Consider the following 19,116-nt stretch of genomic DNA (forward strand, 5'->3'; position numbering starts at 1 on the left):
TTGAAATACTCCGGGGGTGAAGGCCGAAAATCGCAGATTTTCGACCGAGGGGGCTGGCCCCCTTTTCCTTCGATTGAAATGCCGCGCCAGTCTGCTATGACGCATCGAAACCAGCCAGAGGACGGATAAATGGATCATTTCCTGTATAAGAATGGCGCGCTTTATGCCGAGGACGTGCCGGTGTCCGAGATCGTGGCGGCTGTTGGCTCGCCGGTTTATATCTATTCCACGGCTACTTTGCTGCGCCATTTCCGCCTGTTCGACGAGGCGCTGGACGGGATGGATCATCTGGTGTGTTACGCGATGAAAGCCGCCAGTAACCAGGCGATTTTGAAAACGCTTGCGGCGGCGGGCGCGGGGATGGATGTGGTCTCGGGCGGGGAATATGCGCGGGCCAAGGCCGCTGGCGTGCCGGGGCATAAGATTGTCTTTTCGGGTGTGGGCAAGACCCGCGCTGAGATGCGCGCGGCGCTGGAGGGCGGTATTCGTCAGTTCAATCTGGAATCCGAGCCCGAGATGGAGCGCCTGAACGAGGTGGCGGTGTCCATGGGGGTGCAGGCCCCTGTCACTGTGCGGGTCAATCCGGATGTGGATGCCAAGACCCATGCCAAAATCGCCACTGGCAAATCTGAGAACAAGTTCGGTATTCCGATTTCTCGTGCCAAAGAGGTCTATGCCTATGCGGCCCGCCTGCCGGGGCTGAAGGTGATCGGCATCGACGTGCATATCGGCAGCCAGCTGACCGAACTGGAGCCTTTCCGCCTGGCCTATCGCAAAGTGGCCGATCTGACGGAAACGCTGCGCGCCGAGGGCCATGACATCCAGCGGCTGGATCTGGGCGGGGGGCTGGGCATTCCCTATACCCGCTCGAACGAGGCCCCGCCTCTGCCTGTCGAATATGGCGCTCTGATCCGCGAGGAGCTGGGCCATCTGGGCTGCGAGATCGAGATTGAACCGGGCCGGCTGATCGCCGGCAACGCCGGCATCATGGTGTCCGAGGTGATCTATGTGAAATCCGGCGAGGGCCGCGATTTCCTGATCATTGACGCGGCGATGAACGATCTGGTGCGCCCCGCCATGTACGAGGCCCATCACGACATCATTCCCGTCATCGAGCCCGAAATCGGCATTGAACAGGCTCCCATCGACATTGTCGGCCCTGTCTGCGAATCCGGCGATACCTTTGCCAAGCAGCGGATGATGCCGCCTTTGGCCTCGGGGGATCTGGTGGCGTTCCGTTCGGCCGGAGCGTATGGCGCAGTGATGGCCAGCGAATATAACTCGCGCCCGCTGATCCCCGAAGTTCTGGTCAATGAGCATCAATTCGCCGTCATTCGGGCGCGTCCTACCTTTGACGAAATCATAAACCGCGATACCATTCCCGAATGGCTTTGATGCGATCCCCGCGTCGGGCCGCATTGGAAACGGTATGTCTGACGCTGATCGTACGGTCCTGAGCAAAATCCGCTGGCCGCTTCGCCTGACCTGGGCGGGGCTGATGGCCGAGCGCATCACCCGTGCCTTCTGGCCTGTCTGGTCGGTGATCTTTGCGGTGGCTGGGCTGTTGATGCTGGGTGTCCATGACATGATCGCGATCGAGCTGGTCTGGGCAATGGCCGTCCTGTCCGCCGCTGTGCTGATCGGGCTGACGGTGCGCGGGGCTTTGCGGTTCCGCTTCCCGGCCCGCGCCGAGGCATTGGACCGCCTGGACAGCACCATGAAAGGCCGACCCATTCAGACTTTGCTGGATCGGCAGGCGATTGGCGCGGGGGATGCGGGCACGATGGCGCTGTGGCAGGCGCATCAGGCGCGCATGGCCGCGCGCGCCGCGCAGGCCAGACCCGCCCGGCCAGACCTGACCCTGACCCGGCGCGATCCTTTTGCCCTGCGCTATGTGGCGCTGCTGGGCCTGTCTGTCGCGCTGCTGTTCGGCACTTTCAGCCGCGTGGGATCGGTGGTGGGCATGGGGCCGGGCGGGCAGGGCGATCTGGCCACAGGCCCCGCTTGGGAAGGCTGGATCGAGCCCCCCGCCTATACCGGCCTGCCGGTGCTTTATCTGGCCGATCAGGACCCGAATCTGGAAATCCCTCAGGGCAGCCGCGTCACCCTGCGCTTCTACGGAGAGCTGGGCGCGCTGACCCTGGCCGAGACTGTCTCGGGCCGGATTGGGGATGTGCCCCCCGCCTCGGACAGCGCGCAGGAATTCATCGTGACCCGCTCGGGCGATCTGGCGATCAACGGCACCGGCGGGCGCAGCTGGGATGTCGCTCTGCTGCCCGATCTGAAGCCTCAGGTCGTGGTCTCAGGGCGCCCGGAAACCAATGTGGATGGGCAGATGAGCCTGCCGTTCACCGCCTCGGATGATTATGGCGTGACCGGCGGCACCGTGCGGATCACCCTTGATCTGGATGCAGTCCCGCGCCGCTATGGCCTGCTGCCCGAACCCGAACCGCGCGCGCCGATTGATCTGGACCTGCCGATGCCCGTGGCTGGCAATCGCGCTGAATTCACCGAATTGCTGATCGAGAATTTCTCGCAGCATCCGTGGGCGCATCTGCCGGTCAGCCTTGATTTTCAGGTGCAAGATGCCTCGGGGCAGGTTGGACACAGCCAGCCCGAACAGCTGAACCTGCCCGCGCGGCGCTTCTTTGACCCGCTGGCCGCCGCCCTGATCGAACAACGCCGAGACCTGCTGTGGACGCGTCAGAATGCCCCCCGGATCGCCCAGGTTCTGCGCGCGATTTCCTGGCAACCCGAAGATCAGCTATTCCCCGAACAGGCCGAATATCTGCAATTCCGTGTGATCCTGCGGCGGCTGGAAACCTATGGCCCGACCATGGATGCCGCCCAGCAAGAGGAACTGTCGCAGGCGCTGTGGGATCTGGCCGTGCAAATCGAAGACGGCGATCTGGACGACGCGATGGAGCGCATGAAACGCGCGCAGGAACGTCTGTCCGAAGCGATGAAAAACGGTGCCAGCGAACAGGAAATCGCCCGCCTGATGCAAGAGCTGCGCGATGCCACGCAGGACTATCTGCGCCAACGCGCGCGCCAGGCGCAGCGCGATACCGAGCAGATGGACGAAGGAATGCAAGCGCCCGACGATTCGGTCCAGATGAGCATGGACGATCTGCAACGCATGATGGACCGTATACAGGAACTGGTCGAACAGGGCCGCATGGCCGAAGCCCAAGAGGCCATGCGCCAGTTCCAGGAAATGATGGAAAACATGCAAACCGCACAGCAGGGCGGGCAGGGCCAGAATGCCGGTGAACAGGCAATGGAACAGCTGGGCGAAACGCTGCGCGAGCAGCAGGGCCTGTCCGATCAGGCCTTTCGCGATTTGCAGGAACAGTTCAATCCGGGTGCCAATCGCGGTCAGTCTCAGGGCAACGAGGGGCGCAATGGGGGCCAGGGGCGCGGTGAAAACCACGCAGAAGGCCAGGGAAACAGCAACTCCGAAAATGGCGAAGGCCAGCAGGGGCAGGGCTCTTTGGCGGATCGCCAGCAGGCCCTGCGCGACGAGCTGAACCGACAACGCGGCAACCTGCCCGGCGCGGGCACCGAAGGCGGCGATGCCGCCCGCGAGGCGCTGGAACAGGCCGAACGCGCCATGAACGGGGCCGAAGAAGCGCTGCGCCGCGATGACCTGTCTGGCGCGATCGACAAACAGGCCGAAGCCATGGACGCGCTGCGCGAAGGTATACGGAACCTGGGGGAGGCAATGGCCGAAGCCGGCCGGCGCCAAGGCGGTGCCGAACCGCGCGACAGCGAAAATGCCCAGGCCGGCAGCCGAGATCCGCTCGGCCGCACTCCGGGCGCGCGCGGCGGGGACGTCGGCACCGAAGAGAGCCTGCTGCAAGGAGAAGACGTCTATCGCCGTGCGCGTGAGCTACTTGATGAAATCCGCCGTCGCACGGGGGATGGGGAACGCCCGGAGGACGAGCTGAACTATCTGAAACGACTGCTGGAGCGTTTCTGACCCCCCTCATAGATGCCCCTGACCCAATTGTGCGCTACGCGCGCAGGATATCTCGTCATCGGCCTTTGGCCTCTTCCTCGGGTGTGGGGCTGCGCCCCACCGAAAGCCTCTCTGTGGCTGCGCCTTTCTTTGCTCGGGTCAATACTCCGGGGGAGCGCCAAAGGCGCGGGGGCAGCGCCCCAAACAAGATCCCCCAGCGCGGGGCTGGGGGGCTTTCTTAGTGGTGATCCTTGTAGTGGATCTCTTTGGTGTCTTCTCCGGGGCCGGTTTTTTGCCGCCGCACGATCAGCCGGTTCAGTGCGTTTACATAGGCGCGGACGCTGGCGACCACTGTGTCGGTATCGGCCGAGGATCCGGTTGCGATGCGACCATCCTCTTCGATACGCACCGAGACAGTGGCCTGTGCATCGGTGCCTTCGGTGACGGCATGGACCTGATAAAGTTGCAGGCGCGCCGTATGGGGATAGAGCATTTTCACACAGTTGAAGGCCGCATCCACAGGGCCGTCGCCGGTGGCGTCGATGCTTTTGTCTTCACCGTCAATGGACAGGGTCATTTCGGCCTCTTGCGGGCCATCGGTGCCGCAGACCACGCGCAGACGTTTGAGATGCAGCGTGTCGCCTTCGTCCTGGACCTCCTGATCCTGCACCATGGCGATCAGGTCATCGTCGAACACTTCTTTTTTGCGGTCGGCCAGGGCTTTGAAACGCACGAAGACATCGTTCAGCTGGTTCTCGCCCAGCTCGTATCCCAGCTCTTCCATCTTGGCGCGCAGGGCGGCGCGGCCCGAGTGTTTGCCCAGCGGCAGAGAGGTGCCCGAAAGGCCGATATCCTCAGGCACCATGATTTCAAAGTTTTCGCGGTTCTTCAGCATGCCGTCCTGGTGGATGCCGGATTCATGCGCAAAGGCGTTCTTGCCGACGATGGCCTTGTTGAACTGCACCGGAAAGCCCGAAACCGTTGCCACCCGGCGCGAGATATTCATGATCTTGGTGGTGTCGATCTGGGTGCGGTAGGGCATGATGTCATTGCGCACACGCAGAGCCATCACGACCTCTTCCAGCGCGGTGTTGCCTGCGCGTTCGCCCAGCCCGTTGATGGTGCATTCGATCTGGCGGGCACCGGCCTCGACCGCGGCCAGGGCGTTGGCCGTCGCCATGCCCAGATCGTTGTGGCAGTGGGTCGCGAACACGATTTCATCCGCGCCGGGGACGCGTTCCAGCAGCATTTTGATCAGATCGGCGCTTTCGCGCGGGGCGGTATAGCCGACGGTATCGGGGATGTTGATCGTGGTGGCACCGGCCTTGATCGCGATCTCGATCACGCGGCACAGGTAATCATGCTCGGTCCGGGTGGCATCCATCGGCGACCATTGCACGTTGTCGCACAGATTGCGGGCGTGGCTGACGGTCTCGTGGATCTTGTCGGCCATTTCATCCATGGTCAGATCGGGGATCGCGCGGTGCAACGGCGAGGTGCCGATAAAGGTGTGGATGCGCGGGCTGGCCGCGTGTTTCACGGCCTCAAAGCAGCGGTCGATATCCTTGAAATTGGCGCGCGCCAGGCCGCAGATGGTGGAATTTCTGGAACGCTCGGCGATTTCCTTCACCGCTTTGAAATCACCTTCCGAGGCAATGGGGAAACCGGCCTCGATGATGTCGACGCCCATGTCGTCCAGCATTTCGGCGATTTCCAGCTTTTCAGCGTGGGTCATCGTTGCGCCGGGGGATTGCTCGCCATCACGCAGAGTCGTGTCGAAAATCAAGACGTGGTCTTGTTTGGATTTATCGGTCATGTCGGGTCTCTTTTTTGAAGTCTGCTAAAGCCTGGGGCGCGAAAATCAAGCACATCCTCTGAGCGGTCGCGCCGGGAAATGGCACGCTCAGAGGCAGCTTAGCAGTAGCAGGGCAGCACAGGGCAACGCGCCGTCAAAGCGGCGAGCGGTTGCGGGGATATGTGCCTGCGTATTCATGGCCACGATTTATAGGAGGCGAAATCCGAAAAGAAAAGCGCGAATTTGGAGATATTGATCGGCGGGCGTGTCGCGCTAGATCGGCGGTATGGACAGAGCCCTGATCATCGGCGCCTCGGGCGGGATTGGCGCGGCGCTTGCGGCGGCGTTGCGGGCGCGTGGGGTGCAGGTGACGGGGCTGTCACGCAGCGCGGCGGGGCTGGACGTGACGGATGAGGGCTCGGTTCGGGAGCATTTGCAGGGGCTCGGGCCGGGGTTCGATCTGATCTTTGTGGCCACCGGGGCGCTGGCGGGGGCAGGGCGGCCGCCTGAGAAGACGCTGCGCACGCTGACGCCGCGCGCCATGGCCGATCAGTTCGCGGTCAATTGCATCGGGCCGGCGCTGGTGATGAAACACGCGCTGCACCTGTTGCCCCGAAACCGGCGGGCGGTGTTTGCGGCGCTGTCGGCGCGGGTCGGGTCCATTGGCGATAACCGGCTGGGGGGCTGGTATTCCTATCGCGCGGCCAAGGCGGCGCTGAATCAGGTGATCCACACCGGCGCGATCGAGCTGGCCCGCACCCATCCCCAAGCTATTTGCGTGGCGCTGCACCCCGGCACGGTGGCGACAGAATTCACAGCGGATTATGCGGGGCGTCACCCCACCGTGCCCCCGGCCGAGGCCGCGCAGAATCTGCTGGCCGTGGTCAACGGGCTGAGCGCGGCGCAGACCGGAGGGTTCTTTGATTGGCGCGGTGCTGCGGTGCCCTGGTAGGGGCGGGCAGGCGCTATTCCGCCACGGCGGGGGCTGTCTGAGGGGCCGTTTGGGGGGCGGTTTCGGCCGCCGGGCCGCTGACCAGCGCGCCGTTTTCCCATTTGCCGGTTTCCTCTTGGCCGCTGGCATAGCGCATGGTGCCGGGGCCCTGGCGTTTGCCATCCGCGAACATGCCTTCGTAGACATCGCCATTGGCATAGGTGGCCTTGCCCTGGCCGTTGATCTCGCCTGCTTTCCAGGCCCCTTCGTATTTGAAGCCGTCCTTGGCGGTGATCGTGCCCATGCCCTCGCGCTGGCCGTTCACGAAATCGCCCTCGTAGACCATGCCGTTGGGATAGGTGGCCTTGCCCGCGCCGTGGCGTTTGCCATCGGACCAGTTGCCCTCGTAGCGGTAGCCGTCCGGGTAGGTCATGATGCCATGGCCGTGGTTGCGCGCGTTGACAAAGCCGCCCTCGTAGACCGAGCCATTGCGATAGGTGGCTTTGCCCTGCCCATCAATCACGCCCTGCCGCCATTCGCCTTCGTAGGTGGCGCTGTCGGGGTAGGTGATCTTGCCGATCCCGTCCTCGGTGCCCGCGCGGAACTGGCCCTCATAGACCGAGCCATCGGGATAGGTAACCTTGCCCGCCCCTTCGATCTGGCCCGCCACCCAAGAGCCTTCGTAGCGGTAGCCGTCCACGCCCGTGAACACGCCCTGACCCTGGCGGTGATCGTCGGCGAATTCGCCCTCGTAGGTGTCGCCATTGGCGTAGATGACCTTGCCCAGCCCCTGACGGCGGCCATTGACCAGCGCGCCCTCATAAACGTCGCCATTGCTTTGGGTCAGCTTGCCCTGGCCGTGGATCTGGCCGTTCTGCCACAGGCCGGTATAGACCATCCCGTCGGGCATGGTCAGCGTGCCCTGACCCTCGCGGGTGCCGCGGCGCACCTCGCCCTCGTAGACGGCGCCATCGGGATAGGTGATGGTGCCGCGCCCTTCTTTCACGCCATTGTTCCAGGCACCGTCATAGATATAGCCGCCCGGTGTGCGCATGATGCCGCGCCCGTGGTGCATGGCGTTCTTGAAGCTGCCCTCGTAGCGGGTGCCATTGGCATAGACCGCCACGCCCGAGCCGGTGATTTTCCCCGCCACCCAGTCGCCCTCGTAGGTCGAGCCGTCGGTGAACACGATCTTGCCCGCGCCCTCGGGTTTGCCCTTGGCAAATTCACCCTCATAGACCGAGCCATTGGGGAATCGCGCCACGCCCAACCCGCGAATTTCGCCGTTTACCCAGTCGCCGGTATACTCATAGCCATTGGGCAGGCGGTAGGTGCCGGTGCCATGTTGCAGCCCGTCCTTGAACGTGCCCTCATAGACGCCGCCATCTTCGTATTGCTTGGTTTGAACGCCGTCTTGCGCCCATGCGGGCAGGGCCGGGCCCATGCCTGCGATGAAACCGGCAGCGACGGCTGCGATGATCTTGCGCGTGAAAGCCATAAATGTCCTGCCCGAAGCGTGAGGGTGCCCTGTGTGCGTTGCCCGAAATCTAGTGGACCACCCCGCCTTAGACAACGCCTTTTGGTCAAACCGGCTTTTCCTCGCTGGTGGTTCTGGTAAATCGGAGGGAACGCAGCAAAGAGGGGCACCCCATGTCCGACAATTTCCGCCTGACGCTGGCCCAGCTGAATCCAACCGTCGGAGACCTGGCCGGCAATGCCGCCAAGGCGCTGGATGCCTGGCAGAAGGCCAAGGCCGCCGGGGCCGATATGGTGGCCCTGCCCGAGATGTTCATCACTGGCTATAATACTCAGGATCTGGTGATGAAGCCGGTGTTCCACCAGATGGCGATTGCCGCGGTGGAAACGCTGGCCGCGCAATGTGCCGATGGCCCGACGCTGGGGATCGGCGCTCCGGCGGTCGAGGGCGGCAAGCTCTATAATGCCTATTACATCTGCCGCAATGGCCAGGTTGTCAGCCGCGTGCTGAAGCATCACCTGCCCAATGAAACCGTTTTCGATGAGGTTCGCGTGTTTGACAGCGGCCCCCTGGGCGGGCCCTATTCGGTGGGCAATACCCGGATCGGCAGCCCTATCTGCGAGGACGCCTGGCACGAGGATGTCGCCGAAACCCTGGAGGAAACCGGCGCTGAATTCCTGCTGGTGCCCAACGGCAGCCCGTATTTTCGTGGCAAGATGGAGGTCCGTCTGAACATGATGGTCTCGCGCGTGGTTGAGACCGGGCTGCCGCTGATCTATCTGAACATGGTGGGCGGTCAGGACGATCAGGTCTTTGACGGCGGCAGCTTTGTGCTGAACCCACATGGCGAGCTGGCCGTGCAACTGCCCGTCTTCGACGAGGCCATCGCCCATGTGAACCTGCAACGCGGCCCCGATGGCTGGCGCGCGGTGCCGGGCGAAAAGACGCATCACCCCGATGACATGGAACAAGATTACCGCGTGATGGTGGAATCCCTGCGCGATTACATGGGGAAGACCGGGTTCAAAAAGGTGCTGCTGGGCCTGTCGGGCGGGATCGATTCCGCGCTGGTGGCCACGATTGCGGTGGATGCCTTGGGCGCTGAAAATGTGCGCTGCGTGATGCTGCCCTCGGAATATACCTCGCAGGGGTCTTTGGATGATGCCAAGGACATCGCCGAACGTCTGGGCTGCCGCTATGACTATGTGCCGATTGCCGAGGGCCGCCAGGCGATCACCAACACCCTGGCCCCGCTGTTCGAGGGCACTCAGCCCGACATCACCGAGGAAAACATCCAGTCCCGCCTGCGCGGGCTGCTGCTGATGGCCTTGTCCAACAAATTCGGGGAAATGCTGTTGACCACGGGCAATAAATCCGAGGTCGCGGTGGGCTATGCCACGATTTATGGCGACATGGCGGGCGGCTATAACCCGATCAAGGACATGTATAAAACCCGCGTCTTTGACTGCTGCCGCTGGCGCAATGCCAACCACCGCCCCGACTGGATGCAGGGCAACGCGGGTGCGGTGATCCCGGTCTCGATCATCGACAAGCCCCCCTCGGCCGAGCTGCGCCCCGATCAGAAAGACGAAGACAGCCTGCCCCCCTACGAGGTGCTGGACGCGATCTTGATGATGCTGGTGGATGGCGAGGCCTCGGTGGCCGACTGCGTGGCGGCCGGGTTCGACCGCGATACCGTCAAACGGGTCGAGCATCTGCTCTATATCAGCGAATACAAACGCTTTCAGTCCGCCCCAGGTGCGCGGCTGAGCCCGCGGGCCTTCTGGCTGGACCGGCGCTATCCCATCGTGAACCGCTGGCGCGACCCCAGCTAGGGGCCGCGCGCGGCGCGACCTAGCGTTGCAGCATCAATTGATACGAGGCGGGCACATAGTGATAGCCCGCGCCGCGCGTTTCCACATAGCCCATCGCCGGGAAAGGCATGTGATAGCCAATGAACGGCACCTTGTCGGCGGCCATCATGTCCAGCATCCGGCGGCGGGTCTGGGCGGCGGCGGCCTTGTCGCGGTCGAATTTGACCTCCCAGTCGGGATAGGCCAGCGACCAGACATAGTGATTGGCGAAATCGGCCGCCAGGATCAGCCGCTGCCCGTTGCTTTCCAGATGATAGGCCATATGCCCCGGCGTGTGGCCAAAGGCAGCCATCGCGGTTACGCCGCTGGCGACGGTGCCGCCGTCCTCCAGCATGGTCATGTGCTCGGCCAGGGGGCGCACCATCTGATCGAACCGGGCGTTTCCGGCGGCGGCTGTGGTGTCGTATTCCACCCGGCCCGTGACATAGCTGGCCTTGGCAAAGGTGGGCGCGCCATCGGTCATCAGCCCGCCGATGTGGTCTCCGTGCATGTGGGTCAGCACCACGGTGTCCACCTGATCGGCGTCATACCCGGCGGCTTTCAGCGCCTGCACCGTCGCGGCGCCTTGCAGGCCGGTATCGAACAAGATCAGCTGCGTGCCGGTGTTCACCACCGTGGGCGTAAAGAAAAACTGCGCGGCATCGGCGGGGATGTGATGGGCAGCGGATACCTGGGCAAATTCCTGGGCCGAGACATTCATCCCGAAAATCGTCTGCGGGTCCGGCACGGTACGGGTGCCCGCCAGCAGGGCAGTGACCTCAAATTCGCCCAGCTTGACCCGGTTGTACAAGGGCGGCGCGACGCCCAGCATCTGGGCCGCCGACAGGGCGGGGCCGGCAGCGGTCATCAGCGGCAGGCTGGCCGCCCCCAACAGGGCCGCGCGGCGCGAAATATGTGGGGCTTTCGTCATGTCTGTGGTCCTCCTCTGTGATCTGATGCTGCCCAGAGGGTAGGGCGCGCGGGCGGCGCGACCTTTGCCCTCACGCGAATGTGACCCGCCCGCCCCGTGCCACCGATTTTCTGGACAATTCGCGCCACATGTGGAATTGGAGGCGCCAATCAGGAGATTCCCATGACCACGACACGTTTTGCACCCTCGCCTACGGGTTACATTCACGTTGGTAACCTGCGCACTGCGCTGATGAACTATCTGATCGCCCGCAAGGCCGGCGGCCAGTTCATCCTGCGGATCGACGACACCGATCCCGAGCGCTCCAAGCAGGAATATGTGGATCAGATCCAGCGCGATCTGGAATGGCTGGGCCTGACCTGGGACCGGATGGAGCGTCAGTCCGAACGGCTGGATCTCTATGCCGAGGCCGCCGACAAGCTGCGCGAAATCGGTCGGTTCTACGAATGTTTCGAAAGCCCCACCGAGCTGGACCTGAAGCGCAAGAAACAGCTGAACATGGGCAAGCCTCCGGTCTATGACCGTGCGGCGCTGAACCTGTCCGAGGACGAAAAGGCCAAGCTGCGCGCCGAACGGGGCGGCTACTGGCGGTTCAAGCTGAATCAGGAACGGATCGAATGGGCTGACGGTATCTTGGGCGATATTTCCATTGATGCGGCCAGCGTTTCGGACCCGGTGCTGATCCGCGCGGACGGGCAGGTGCTGTACACCATCGCCTCGGTTGTGGATGACACGGATATGGGCGTCACGGATGTGGTGCGCGGCTCGGACCACGTGACCAACACCGCGACGCAGATTCAGATCATGGAGGCCCTGGGCCACAGCGCGCCGAATTTCGCGCATCATTCGTTGCTGACCGGCCCCCAGGGCGAGGCCCTGTCGAAACGTCTGGGCACGCTGGCGCTGAAGGATCTGCGCGAACAGGGGATCGAACCGGCCGCGGTGCTGTCGCTGATGGCGCGCCTGGGCTCGTCCGATCCGGTGGAACTGCGGACCTCGCTGGACGAGATCGCCGAAGGGTTCGATCTGACGCATTTCGGCTCGGCCCCCACGAAATTCGACGTGCAGGATCTGTTCCCGCTGACCGGCCATTACCTGCAAGGGCTGGCCTACGAGGACATGGCCGCAGACATTCGCGCCCTGGGGGTGCCGGACGATCTGGCGGCGCAATTCTGGACGGTGACGCGCGACAATATCACCGTGAAATCCGATCTGGCGGGCTGGTGGACGCTGTGCCGCGATGGTGCCGAGCCGGACATAGCCGAAGAAGACGCCGCGTTCATTGCTCAGGCCATGGCGCTGCTGCCCGAGGGCCCGTTTGACGCGGGCACCTGGAAAGCCTGGACCTCGGCCGTGAAGGACGCGACGGGCCGCAAGGGCAAAGGCCTGTTCATGCCGCTGCGCAAGGCGCTGACCGGGCAGGGCCACGGGCCGGATATGGGGGATCTGATGCCTCTGTTGCAGGTGGTGAAAGCGCGCTAATCTGTTTTGGATTTCTGCGAAGGCCAGCCCGATGCGGCTGGCCTTTTCGATTCAGGCGACATGCAGGCGGGGAATGTCGGCTTTGCGGTTGCGCGGCGCGGCTGGTATCCTGCGCGGAATGGCGTTCAACAGCAAACAGATGCCCGAAACCGAGAGCCGCCCCGGCGGTCTTGTCATGTTTTGGCTTTTTGCGCTGCTCTTTGCCGCAGATATGGCGGTGCCGCTCGTGCTGGGGCCGTATTATCCGGGCTATTCCCATCTGCATGACACGCTCAGCACGCTGGGGCATCGGCACAGCCCCGTCTTTGGGATCATTGCGGTTTGGCTGGTGTTTTTCGGTGTCGCGTTATGCGTTTTGACGTTTTGGAGCGGCCTTCGGGCCGGGCAAGACAGGAAGCACAGGATTTTCAGCGCGGGCCTGCTGGCCTTTGCGATGGGGGCGGGGATCGTTGCGGGGCTTTTTCCCGAAGATTTGCCGGGCGAGGCCGAAACGCTGAATGGAAAGCTGCACGGGATTGGGGCGGGGCTTGGGTCTTTGGGGCTTTTGGCCGGGCTGATGGCTGGGGCGGTGGCCGGGTCGGTAGCCGGGGCGCGCAAACTTGCCTTGGGATTGTCCTTGGTGGCCTGCGCTGGATTTGCCGTGTTTCTTGGGTCCAAGGGGCCTCAGATGTATGCCGGGCTGTGGCAGAAACTCTATCTGGGTGCGGCCTATCTGGCCGTGCTGGTGATCGTCAGAGCGGGGCTTTCAGCCGGTGGCCGTACCGATCGGTGAAGGGCACTCGGACCCGGTTTGACCATCGCGATCGTGCGGTGCGGGCGCTTTCGCCCTTACCCCGCGCTGCGCGGGATCGGCGGGTGATCGTCCAGATGCACCACCCGCGCGCCCAGATGATCCAGCCAGTGATCCACCAGGGCGGTTTCGTCGGGGGGCAGGCTCTGGTGGCGGGGGTAATGCGGATGGGCGCGGTCATCCAGCATCGGGGCATCCCAACCATCCGTTGTCTGGAAAAAACGGGCAACGCCGGCCTCGCCGAATTCGTGCAGATAGCCCTGCACCACCACGTCCAGATAACTGAGCAGCACCGGATGCGCCATATCCGGCGCGCCGTGTTTGCCCCTGGGGATGGAATAGATCGCCACCTGCGGATCATAGGGAAGCGGGTGGTCGGGGCTGTCTTTTAGAACCACGCGGTCATAGGCGTGTTCGCGGGCATCCAGCGCGCGCCAGTCGCCATTGGGGACGGGAGCGATCAGCCCGTCAATCGTGCTTTGCGGGTCGGGCACGGCTGTCAGAAACGCCACCGGACGCAGCGCGGTATGCCGCCAGATGCGCCTCCAGCCGCGCACGGTTGCGCGCTCGGCGTGGCCATACGCATGGGTCTGGCGGTTCACCAAAGACCCGTAGCCGAAGAAAAATACATCTTTCATACAGATAAAATGCCCCCGTCTTGATCCATATCAATCCCAAATCCGTTGGTTTTCGGCAGTTTCAGGCAACTGTGACCCAAGGAAAACGCCCGTGCGCATTACCAAACGAACCAATATCGCGATCCGAGTCCTGATGTTCTGCGCTGCGAACAATGGCCGCCTGGTGACAAAATCGGAAATTGCGGACAGGTGCAATGCCTCGGAAAATCATCTGGCGCAGGTGATCAATCAATTGGGGCAGCTGGGCTATCTGCGCACGCAGCGGGGCCGGAACGGCGGTATCCAGCTGGGGCGCTCGACCCGTGAAATCCAGATCGGAGAGGTGTTTCGCGAACTGGAATCCAGCGTGCCCATCGCCGAGTGTTTTGCCGATGTCGATAACACCTGCCCGCTGGTGGATGCCTGCCGCCTGAAACTGGCCATCGCCGGCGCGGCCGAGGCATTCTATACCCATCTGGATGGCATTTCCCTGGATGAGCTGGTGTGCGGCAACGATAAGCTGCTGGAAATTATGTCGCCTTTGCGCTGCACCGCATAAAAACGACCCCTTGCCGTAAGAACACGACTCGTCTAATCAGATTCCATCTGATCGGGAGAACCGGCTTGTCCGGTGCCGAAGGAGCAACCGCCCCGGAAACTCTCAGGCCACCAGGACCGATCGGGCATTAAAACTCTGGAGAGAGGCGCGCCAGACGCGTCCGCCGAAGGGATAGCGATCTCAGGCACATGGACAGAGGGGGCATCAAATGTTCCGTCACAGCCGTGGCGGGGGGATGCCGAGGGGGTCAGACTGTCTCGGGTTTTCGTCAAACAGGGGATGCCATGACCGATCTGAAGACATTACCGCTGGACCTGCTGCACCGCGATCTGGGCGCCAAGATGGTGCCTTTTGCCGGCTATGACATGCCGGTGCAATATGCCGCCGGCGTGATGAAGGAACATCAACATACGCGCCGCGCCGCCGGGCTGTTCGATGTCAGCCATATGGGCCAGGTGATCCTGCGCGGCGCGGATTACGAAACCGCCGCCCTGGCGCTGGAGGCCCTGGTGCCTGTGAATATCGCCGGTCTGGGAAGGAACCGCCAGCGCTATGGGTTTTTCACCAACGATCAGGGCGGCATTCTGGACGATCTGATGCTGGCCAATCGCGGGGATCATCTGTTTTTGGTGGTGAATGCGGCCTGTAAAGAGGCAGATATTGCCCATCTGCGCACGCATCTGCCCGGCGATGTCCTGCTTGAGGTGATCGAGGATCGCGCTCTGCTGGCCTTGCAGGGGCCGGGGGCCGAGGCGGCGCTGGCGCGGCTGAACCCTGCCGTGGCGGAAATGAAATTCATGGATGTGGCCACGGTGACGTTGTTGGGGGCCGAGGCCTGGGTCTCGCGCTCGGGCTATACGGGCGAGGACGGGTATGAAATCTCGGTGCCTGCGGCGGTGGCCGAGCCGCTGGCCCGCGCCCTGCTGGAGGATGACACCGTTCTGCCTATCGGGCTGGGCGCGCGCGACAGTCTGCGGCTGGAGGGCGGTCTGTGCCTCTATGGTCATGACATCGACGCGCAGACCTCGCCCATTGAGGCGGGGCTGGGCTGGGCTATCCAGAAAATCCGCCGGACGGGCGGGGCGCGTGCGGGGGGCTTTCCGGGCGCGGATCGCATTCTGTCTGAATTGGAAAACGGTGCGCCCCGCGCCCGCGTGGGCCTGCGCCCCGAAGGCCGCGCCCCGATGCGCGAGGGCGTGCCGCTATTCGCCAGCGAAACCGGCGGCGCGGCGATTGGACAGGTAAGCTCGGGCGGGTTTGGCCCGACGGTGCAGGGGCCGGTGGCGATGGGCTATGTGCCCGCGGACATGGCCCGCCCCGGCACAACGATCTATGGCGAAGTGCGCGGCAAACGCCTGCCTGTACAGGTGGTGGCGCTGCCCTTTGTGCCAGCAAATTTCAAACGATAAAGCGAACAGGGAGAAAACCGATGAAATATACCGAAGATCATGAATGGCTGCGCGTGGATGGCGATGTGGTGATTGTGGGGATCACGGAACATGCCTCGACCCAGCTGGGGGACGTGGTGTTCGTGGAACTGCCCGAGATCGGCACCATGGTGTCCACCGGCGATGAGGTGGCGGTGATCGAGAGCGTGAAGGCGGCCTCGGATATTGCGGCGCCTTTGGATGGTGAGATTGTCGCGGTGAACGAGGCCATCGTGGATGAGCCGGGCAAGGTGAATGAGGATCCGCTGGGCGAGGCCTGGTTCTTCAAGCTGAAGGTCGACGATCTGAGCGCGCTGGATGCGTTCATGGACGAGGATGCCTATGCCGAGCTGGTTGGCTAGGCTCTGACGCTGGCGCGGGGGGCGGTGTCGGGCCGCCTTCGGCGAGAGTATTTGGATCAAAAAGAAGCACGCGAAGGAGCAGGGACCATGGCGTTCAAGCCCACGGAATATTTGCCTTATGATTTTGCCAACCGGCGCCATATCGGGCCGTCTTTGGCGGAGATGGATGAGATGTTGCAGGTTGTGGGGGCCGGGAGTCTGGAGGCGTTGATCGACCAGACGGTGCCTGCTGCGATCAGGGCTGAGGGGGCTTTGGAGATTGCGCCGGGGCTGAGCGAGCGGCAGATGCTGCGCCGGATGCGCGAGGTGGCCGAGAAGAACAAGGTTCTGAGCAGCCTGATCGGCATGGGGTATCACGGGACGGTGACGCCGCCGGCGATCCAGCGCAATATTCTGGAGAACCCGGCCTGGTATACGGCTTATACGCCTTATCAGCCCGAGATCAGCCAGGGGCGGCTGGAGGCGCTGTTGAACTATCAGACCATGGTGTCTGATCTGACGGGGCTGGAGATCGCTAATGCGTCTTTGCTGGACGAGGCGACGGCGGCGGCCGAGGCGATGACCATGGCGCAGCGGGTGGCGAAATCCAAGGCCAGGGGGTTCTTTGTGGATGAGAATTGTCATCCGCAGAATATCGCGGTGATGCAGACGCGGGCGGCGCCTTTGGGGATTGAGGTGATCGTGGGTGCGCCTGAGGATCTGGACCCGGAGGCGGTGTTCGGTGCGGTGTTCCAGTATCCGGGCACCTATGGGCATGTGCGTGATTTCACTGCTCAGATGGACGCGTTGCACGCGGCCGGGGCGGTGGGGGTTGTGATTGCCGATCCGATGGCCTTGGTTTTGTTGAAAGAACCGGGCGCGATGGGGGCGGATATTGCTGTTGGATCCACCCAGCGGTTTGGCGTGCCTTTGGGCTATGGGGGGCCTCATGCGGCCTATATGGCCTGCCGCGACAGTTTCAAACGGGCGATGCCGGGGCGTCTGGTGGGGGTTTCCGTGGATGCGCGGGGCAACCGGGCGTATCGTCTGTCCTTGCAAACGCGCGAGCAGCATATCCGGCGCGAGAAGGCGACCTCGAACGTGTGTACGGCGCAGGCGTTGCTGGCGGTGATGGCGTCCATGTATGCGGTGTTTCATGGGCCCGACGGGATGCGCGCGATTGCGCAGCGGATCCATCGCAAGGCTGTGCGCCTGGTCAAAGGGCTGGAGGAGGCCGGTTTCAGCGTTCAGCCCGAGACGTTTTTCGACACGGTGACCGTGGAGGTCGGCCCGTTGCAGCAGGCCGTTCTGAAATCGGCGGTGGATGAGGGGGTGAACCTGCGCCCGGTGGGCAAAACCAAGGTGGGGATCACGCTGGACGAGGCCGTGGTGCCCGCCACGATCGAGGCCGTCTGGCGCGCCTTCGGAATCACGCGCAGCGACGATCAGCCCGGCGAATGGCGCTTGCCCGAACATGCGCTGCGCGACAGCGATATTCTGACCCATCCGATTTTCCACATGAACCGGGCCGAGACCGAGATGATGCGCTATATGCGCCGTCTGGCCGATCGCGATCTGGCGCTGGACCGGGCGATGATCCCGCTGGGCTCGTGCACGATGAAGCTGAACGCGGCGGCTGAAATGGCCCCTATCAGCTGGCCGGAATTTGCCGACATCCATCCGTTTGTGCCGGCCGATCAGGCGGCGGGCTATGCGGAAATGATCAGCGATCTAAGCCGGATGCTGTGTGACATCACCGGGTATGACGATTTTTCCATGCAGCCCAACAGTGGCGCGCAGGGGGAATATGCGGGGCTGCTGACCATCGCCGCCTATCATCAGGCGCGGGGCGAAGGGCACCGCAATGTTTGCCTCATCCCGATGAGCGCGCATGGCACCAACCCGGCCAGTGCTCAGATGGTGGGATGGAAGGTCGTGCCGGTGAAATCCATGGAAAACGGTGACATTGACCTGAATGATTTCCTGTCCAAGGCGCAGAAACATGCCGCCGATCTGGCCGGCTGCATGATCACCTATCCCAGCACGCACGGCGTGTTCGAGGAAACGGTGAAAGAGGTCTGCGCCATCACGCATGAACACGGCGGGCAGGTCTATATCGACGGGGCCAATCTGAATGCGATGGTCGGCCTGTCGCGGCCCGGTGATCTGGGCGGGGACGTTAGCCACCTGAATTTGCACAAGACTTTTGCCATTCCGCATGGTGGCGGCGGTCCCGGCATGGGGCCGATCGGGGTGAAATCGCATCTGGTGCCGCATCTGCCGGGCCATCCGGAAACCGGCGGGGCCGCGGGGCCGGTGTCTGCCGCGCCTTATGGCTCGGCCTCGATCCTGGCGATCAGCTGGGCCTATTGCCTGATGATGGGCGGCGCGGGGCTGACGCAGGCCACGCGCGTCGCCATTCTGGGCGCGAACTATATCGCGAAACGCCTAGAGGGCGCCTATGACGTGCTGTTCAAGGGCCCCACGGGCCGGGTGGCGCATGAATGCATTCTGGACACCCGCCCCTTTGCCGACAGCGCCGGGATCACCGTGGATGACATCGCCAAGCGCCTGATGGATTGCGGGTTCCATGCGCCGACCATGAGCTGGCCGGTCGCGGGCACCCTGATGGTCGAACCAACCGAGTCGGAAACCAAGGCCGAGCTGGATCGTTTCTGCGACGCCATGCTGGCCATCCGGGCCGAGATTGACGACGTGGCCAATGGCACGCTGGACGCGGAAAACAACCCTCTGAAACGCGCGCCCCACACGGTCGAGGATCTGGTGGGCGAATGGAACCGCCCCTATAGCCGCGAGCAGGGATGCTATCCTCCGGGGGCGTTCCGGGTGGATAAATACTGGCCGCCGGTGAACCGGGTGGACAATGCTTACGGCGACCGGAACCTGGTCTGCATCTGCCCGCCGATGGAGGATTACGCCGAGTGATCACAG

14 protein-coding genes and 1 riboswitch are annotated in these 19,116 nt (G+C 63.3%); of the genes, 10 read left to right on the forward strand and 4 right to left on the reverse strand.

The window, feature by feature from the left end:
* Window positions 1-129: 129 nt before the first annotated feature.
* Both lysA and ACP15O_RS00905 read left to right on the forward strand, forming a co-directional pair.
* Entirely contained in the window at window positions 130-1,395 is a 1,266-nt protein-coding gene (lysA, locus tag ACP15O_RS00900) for a diaminopimelate decarboxylase (protein ID WP_425094148.1), read from the forward strand.
* 34 nt (window positions 1,396-1,429) lie between these two features.
* Window positions 1,430-3,982, forward strand: coding sequence for a TIGR02302 family protein (locus ACP15O_RS00905; RefSeq protein ID WP_425094149.1), 2,553 nt, complete (start codon window positions 1,430-1,432; stop codon window positions 3,980-3,982).
* 217 nt (window positions 3,983-4,199) lie between these two features.
* Here ACP15O_RS00905 and ACP15O_RS00910 read toward each other — a convergent pair whose 3' ends face one another.
* The gene (locus ACP15O_RS00910) at window positions 4,200-5,777 is read right to left on the reverse strand and encodes a 2-isopropylmalate synthase (protein ID WP_425094150.1); all 1,578 of its coding nucleotides are present in this window, start codon (window positions 5,775-5,777) and stop codon (window positions 4,200-4,202) included.
* Window positions 5,778-6,042: 265 nt separating this feature from the next.
* Here ACP15O_RS00910 and ACP15O_RS00915 point away from each other — a divergent pair, with 265 nt between their 5' ends.
* Window positions 6,043-6,708, forward strand: a complete 666-nt coding sequence (locus tag ACP15O_RS00915) for an SDR family NAD(P)-dependent oxidoreductase (protein WP_425094151.1) — start codon at window positions 6,043-6,045, stop codon at window positions 6,706-6,708.
* Window positions 6,709-6,721: 13 nt separating this feature from the next.
* Here the strand turns inward: ACP15O_RS00915 and ACP15O_RS00920 are convergent, their stop codons facing one another.
* The gene (locus tag ACP15O_RS00920; RefSeq protein ID WP_425094152.1) at window positions 6,722-8,185 is read right to left on the reverse strand and encodes an MORN repeat-containing protein; all 1,464 of its coding nucleotides are present in this window, start codon (window positions 8,183-8,185) and stop codon (window positions 6,722-6,724) included.
* Window positions 8,186-8,337: 152 nt separating this feature from the next.
* Here ACP15O_RS00920 and ACP15O_RS00925 point away from each other — a divergent pair, with 152 nt between their 5' ends.
* Window positions 8,338-9,999 carry an NAD+ synthase gene (locus ACP15O_RS00925; protein ID WP_425094153.1) on the forward strand — a complete coding sequence of 554 codons (1,662 nt, stop codon included), beginning with the start codon at window positions 8,338-8,340 and terminating at the stop codon, window positions 9,997-9,999.
* A gap of 19 nt (window positions 10,000-10,018) precedes the next feature.
* Here ACP15O_RS00925 and ACP15O_RS00930 read toward each other — a convergent pair whose 3' ends face one another.
* Window positions 10,019-10,948, reverse strand: coding sequence for an MBL fold metallo-hydrolase (locus tag ACP15O_RS00930; RefSeq protein ID WP_425094154.1), 930 nt, complete (start codon window positions 10,946-10,948; stop codon window positions 10,019-10,021).
* A 162-nt stretch (window positions 10,949-11,110) separates the two neighbouring features.
* On the opposite strand from ACP15O_RS00930, the gene gltX reads away from it, so the two are divergent.
* Window positions 11,111-12,430, forward strand: a complete 1,320-nt coding sequence (gltX, locus tag ACP15O_RS00935) for a glutamate--tRNA ligase (protein WP_425094155.1) — start codon at window positions 11,111-11,113, stop codon at window positions 12,428-12,430.
* 73 nt (window positions 12,431-12,503) lie between these two features.
* Window positions 12,504-13,202 carry a DUF998 domain-containing protein gene (locus ACP15O_RS00940; protein ID WP_425094156.1) on the forward strand — a complete coding sequence of 233 codons (699 nt, stop codon included), beginning with the start codon at window positions 12,504-12,506 and terminating at the stop codon, window positions 13,200-13,202.
* A 56-nt stretch (window positions 13,203-13,258) separates the two neighbouring features.
* Here the strand turns inward: ACP15O_RS00940 and ACP15O_RS00945 are convergent, their stop codons facing one another.
* Window positions 13,259-13,858, reverse strand: a complete 600-nt coding sequence (locus ACP15O_RS00945) for a gamma-glutamylcyclotransferase family protein (protein WP_425094157.1) — start codon at window positions 13,856-13,858, stop codon at window positions 13,259-13,261.
* A 91-nt stretch (window positions 13,859-13,949) separates the two neighbouring features.
* Between ACP15O_RS00945 and ACP15O_RS00950 the strand changes: the two genes are divergently transcribed.
* The 4 genes from ACP15O_RS00950 to gcvP all read left to right on the forward strand — a co-directional run bounded on the left by ACP15O_RS00950 (window position 13,950) and on the right by gcvP (window position 19,110).
* The gene (locus tag ACP15O_RS00950) at window positions 13,950-14,396 is read left to right on the forward strand and encodes an RrF2 family transcriptional regulator (RefSeq protein WP_425094158.1); all 447 of its coding nucleotides are present in this window, start codon (window positions 13,950-13,952) and stop codon (window positions 14,394-14,396) included.
* Window positions 14,397-14,438: 42 nt separating this feature from the next.
* A riboswitch (glycine riboswitch) is annotated at window positions 14,439-14,525 on the forward strand.
* Window positions 14,526-14,680: 155 nt separating this feature from the next.
* Entirely contained in the window at window positions 14,681-15,805 is a 1,125-nt protein-coding gene (gene gcvT, locus ACP15O_RS00955; RefSeq protein ID WP_425094159.1) for a glycine cleavage system aminomethyltransferase GcvT, read from the forward strand.
* Window positions 15,806-15,825: 20 nt separating this feature from the next.
* Window positions 15,826-16,185: a glycine cleavage system protein GcvH gene (gene gcvH, locus ACP15O_RS00960; protein WP_425094160.1), complete on the forward strand. Its 360-nt coding sequence runs from the start codon at window positions 15,826-15,828 to the stop codon at window positions 16,183-16,185.
* An 87-nt stretch (window positions 16,186-16,272) separates the two neighbouring features.
* Entirely contained in the window at window positions 16,273-19,110 is a 2,838-nt protein-coding gene (gene gcvP, locus ACP15O_RS00965) for an aminomethyl-transferring glycine dehydrogenase (RefSeq protein WP_425094161.1), read from the forward strand.
* Window positions 19,111-19,116: the final 6 nt, after the last annotated feature.

Origin of the sequence: Youngimonas ophiurae (nom. illeg.) (genome assembly GCF_049803795.1) — a bacterium.
Classification (GTDB): domain Bacteria; phylum Pseudomonadota; class Alphaproteobacteria; order Rhodobacterales; family Rhodobacteraceae; genus Thalassobius.

Coding starts and splice junctions, on each gene's coding strand:
- gcvT (WP_425094159.1), top strand. CDS start 14,681: ATGACCGATCTGAAGACATTACCGCTGGACCTGCTGCACCGCGATCTG.
- ACP15O_RS00925 (WP_425094153.1), top strand. CDS start 8,338: ATGTCCGACAATTTCCGCCTGACGCTGGCCCAGCTGAATCCAACCGTC.
- gcvP (WP_425094161.1), top strand. CDS start 16,273: ATGGCGTTCAAGCCCACGGAATATTTGCCTTATGATTTTGCCAACCGG.
- ACP15O_RS00945 (WP_425094157.1), bottom strand. CDS start 13,858: ATGAAAGATGTATTTTTCTTCGGCTACGGGTCTTTGGTGAACCGCCAG.
- ACP15O_RS00920 (WP_425094152.1), bottom strand. CDS start 8,185: ATGGCTTTCACGCGCAAGATCATCGCAGCCGTCGCTGCCGGTTTCATC.
- gltX (WP_425094155.1), top strand. CDS start 11,111: ATGACCACGACACGTTTTGCACCCTCGCCTACGGGTTACATTCACGTT.
- gcvH (WP_425094160.1), top strand. CDS start 15,826: ATGAAATATACCGAAGATCATGAATGGCTGCGCGTGGATGGCGATGTG.
- lysA (WP_425094148.1), top strand. CDS start 130: ATGGATCATTTCCTGTATAAGAATGGCGCGCTTTATGCCGAGGACGTG.
- ACP15O_RS00910 (WP_425094150.1), bottom strand. CDS start 5,777: ATGACCGATAAATCCAAACAAGACCACGTCTTGATTTTCGACACGACT.
- ACP15O_RS00905 (WP_425094149.1), top strand. CDS start 1,430: ATGTCTGACGCTGATCGTACGGTCCTGAGCAAAATCCGCTGGCCGCTT.
- ACP15O_RS00915 (WP_425094151.1), top strand. CDS start 6,043: ATGGACAGAGCCCTGATCATCGGCGCCTCGGGCGGGATTGGCGCGGCG.
- ACP15O_RS00930 (WP_425094154.1), bottom strand. CDS start 10,948: ATGACGAAAGCCCCACATATTTCGCGCCGCGCGGCCCTGTTGGGGGCG.
- ACP15O_RS00940 (WP_425094156.1), top strand. CDS start 12,504: ATGTCGGCTTTGCGGTTGCGCGGCGCGGCTGGTATCCTGCGCGGAATG.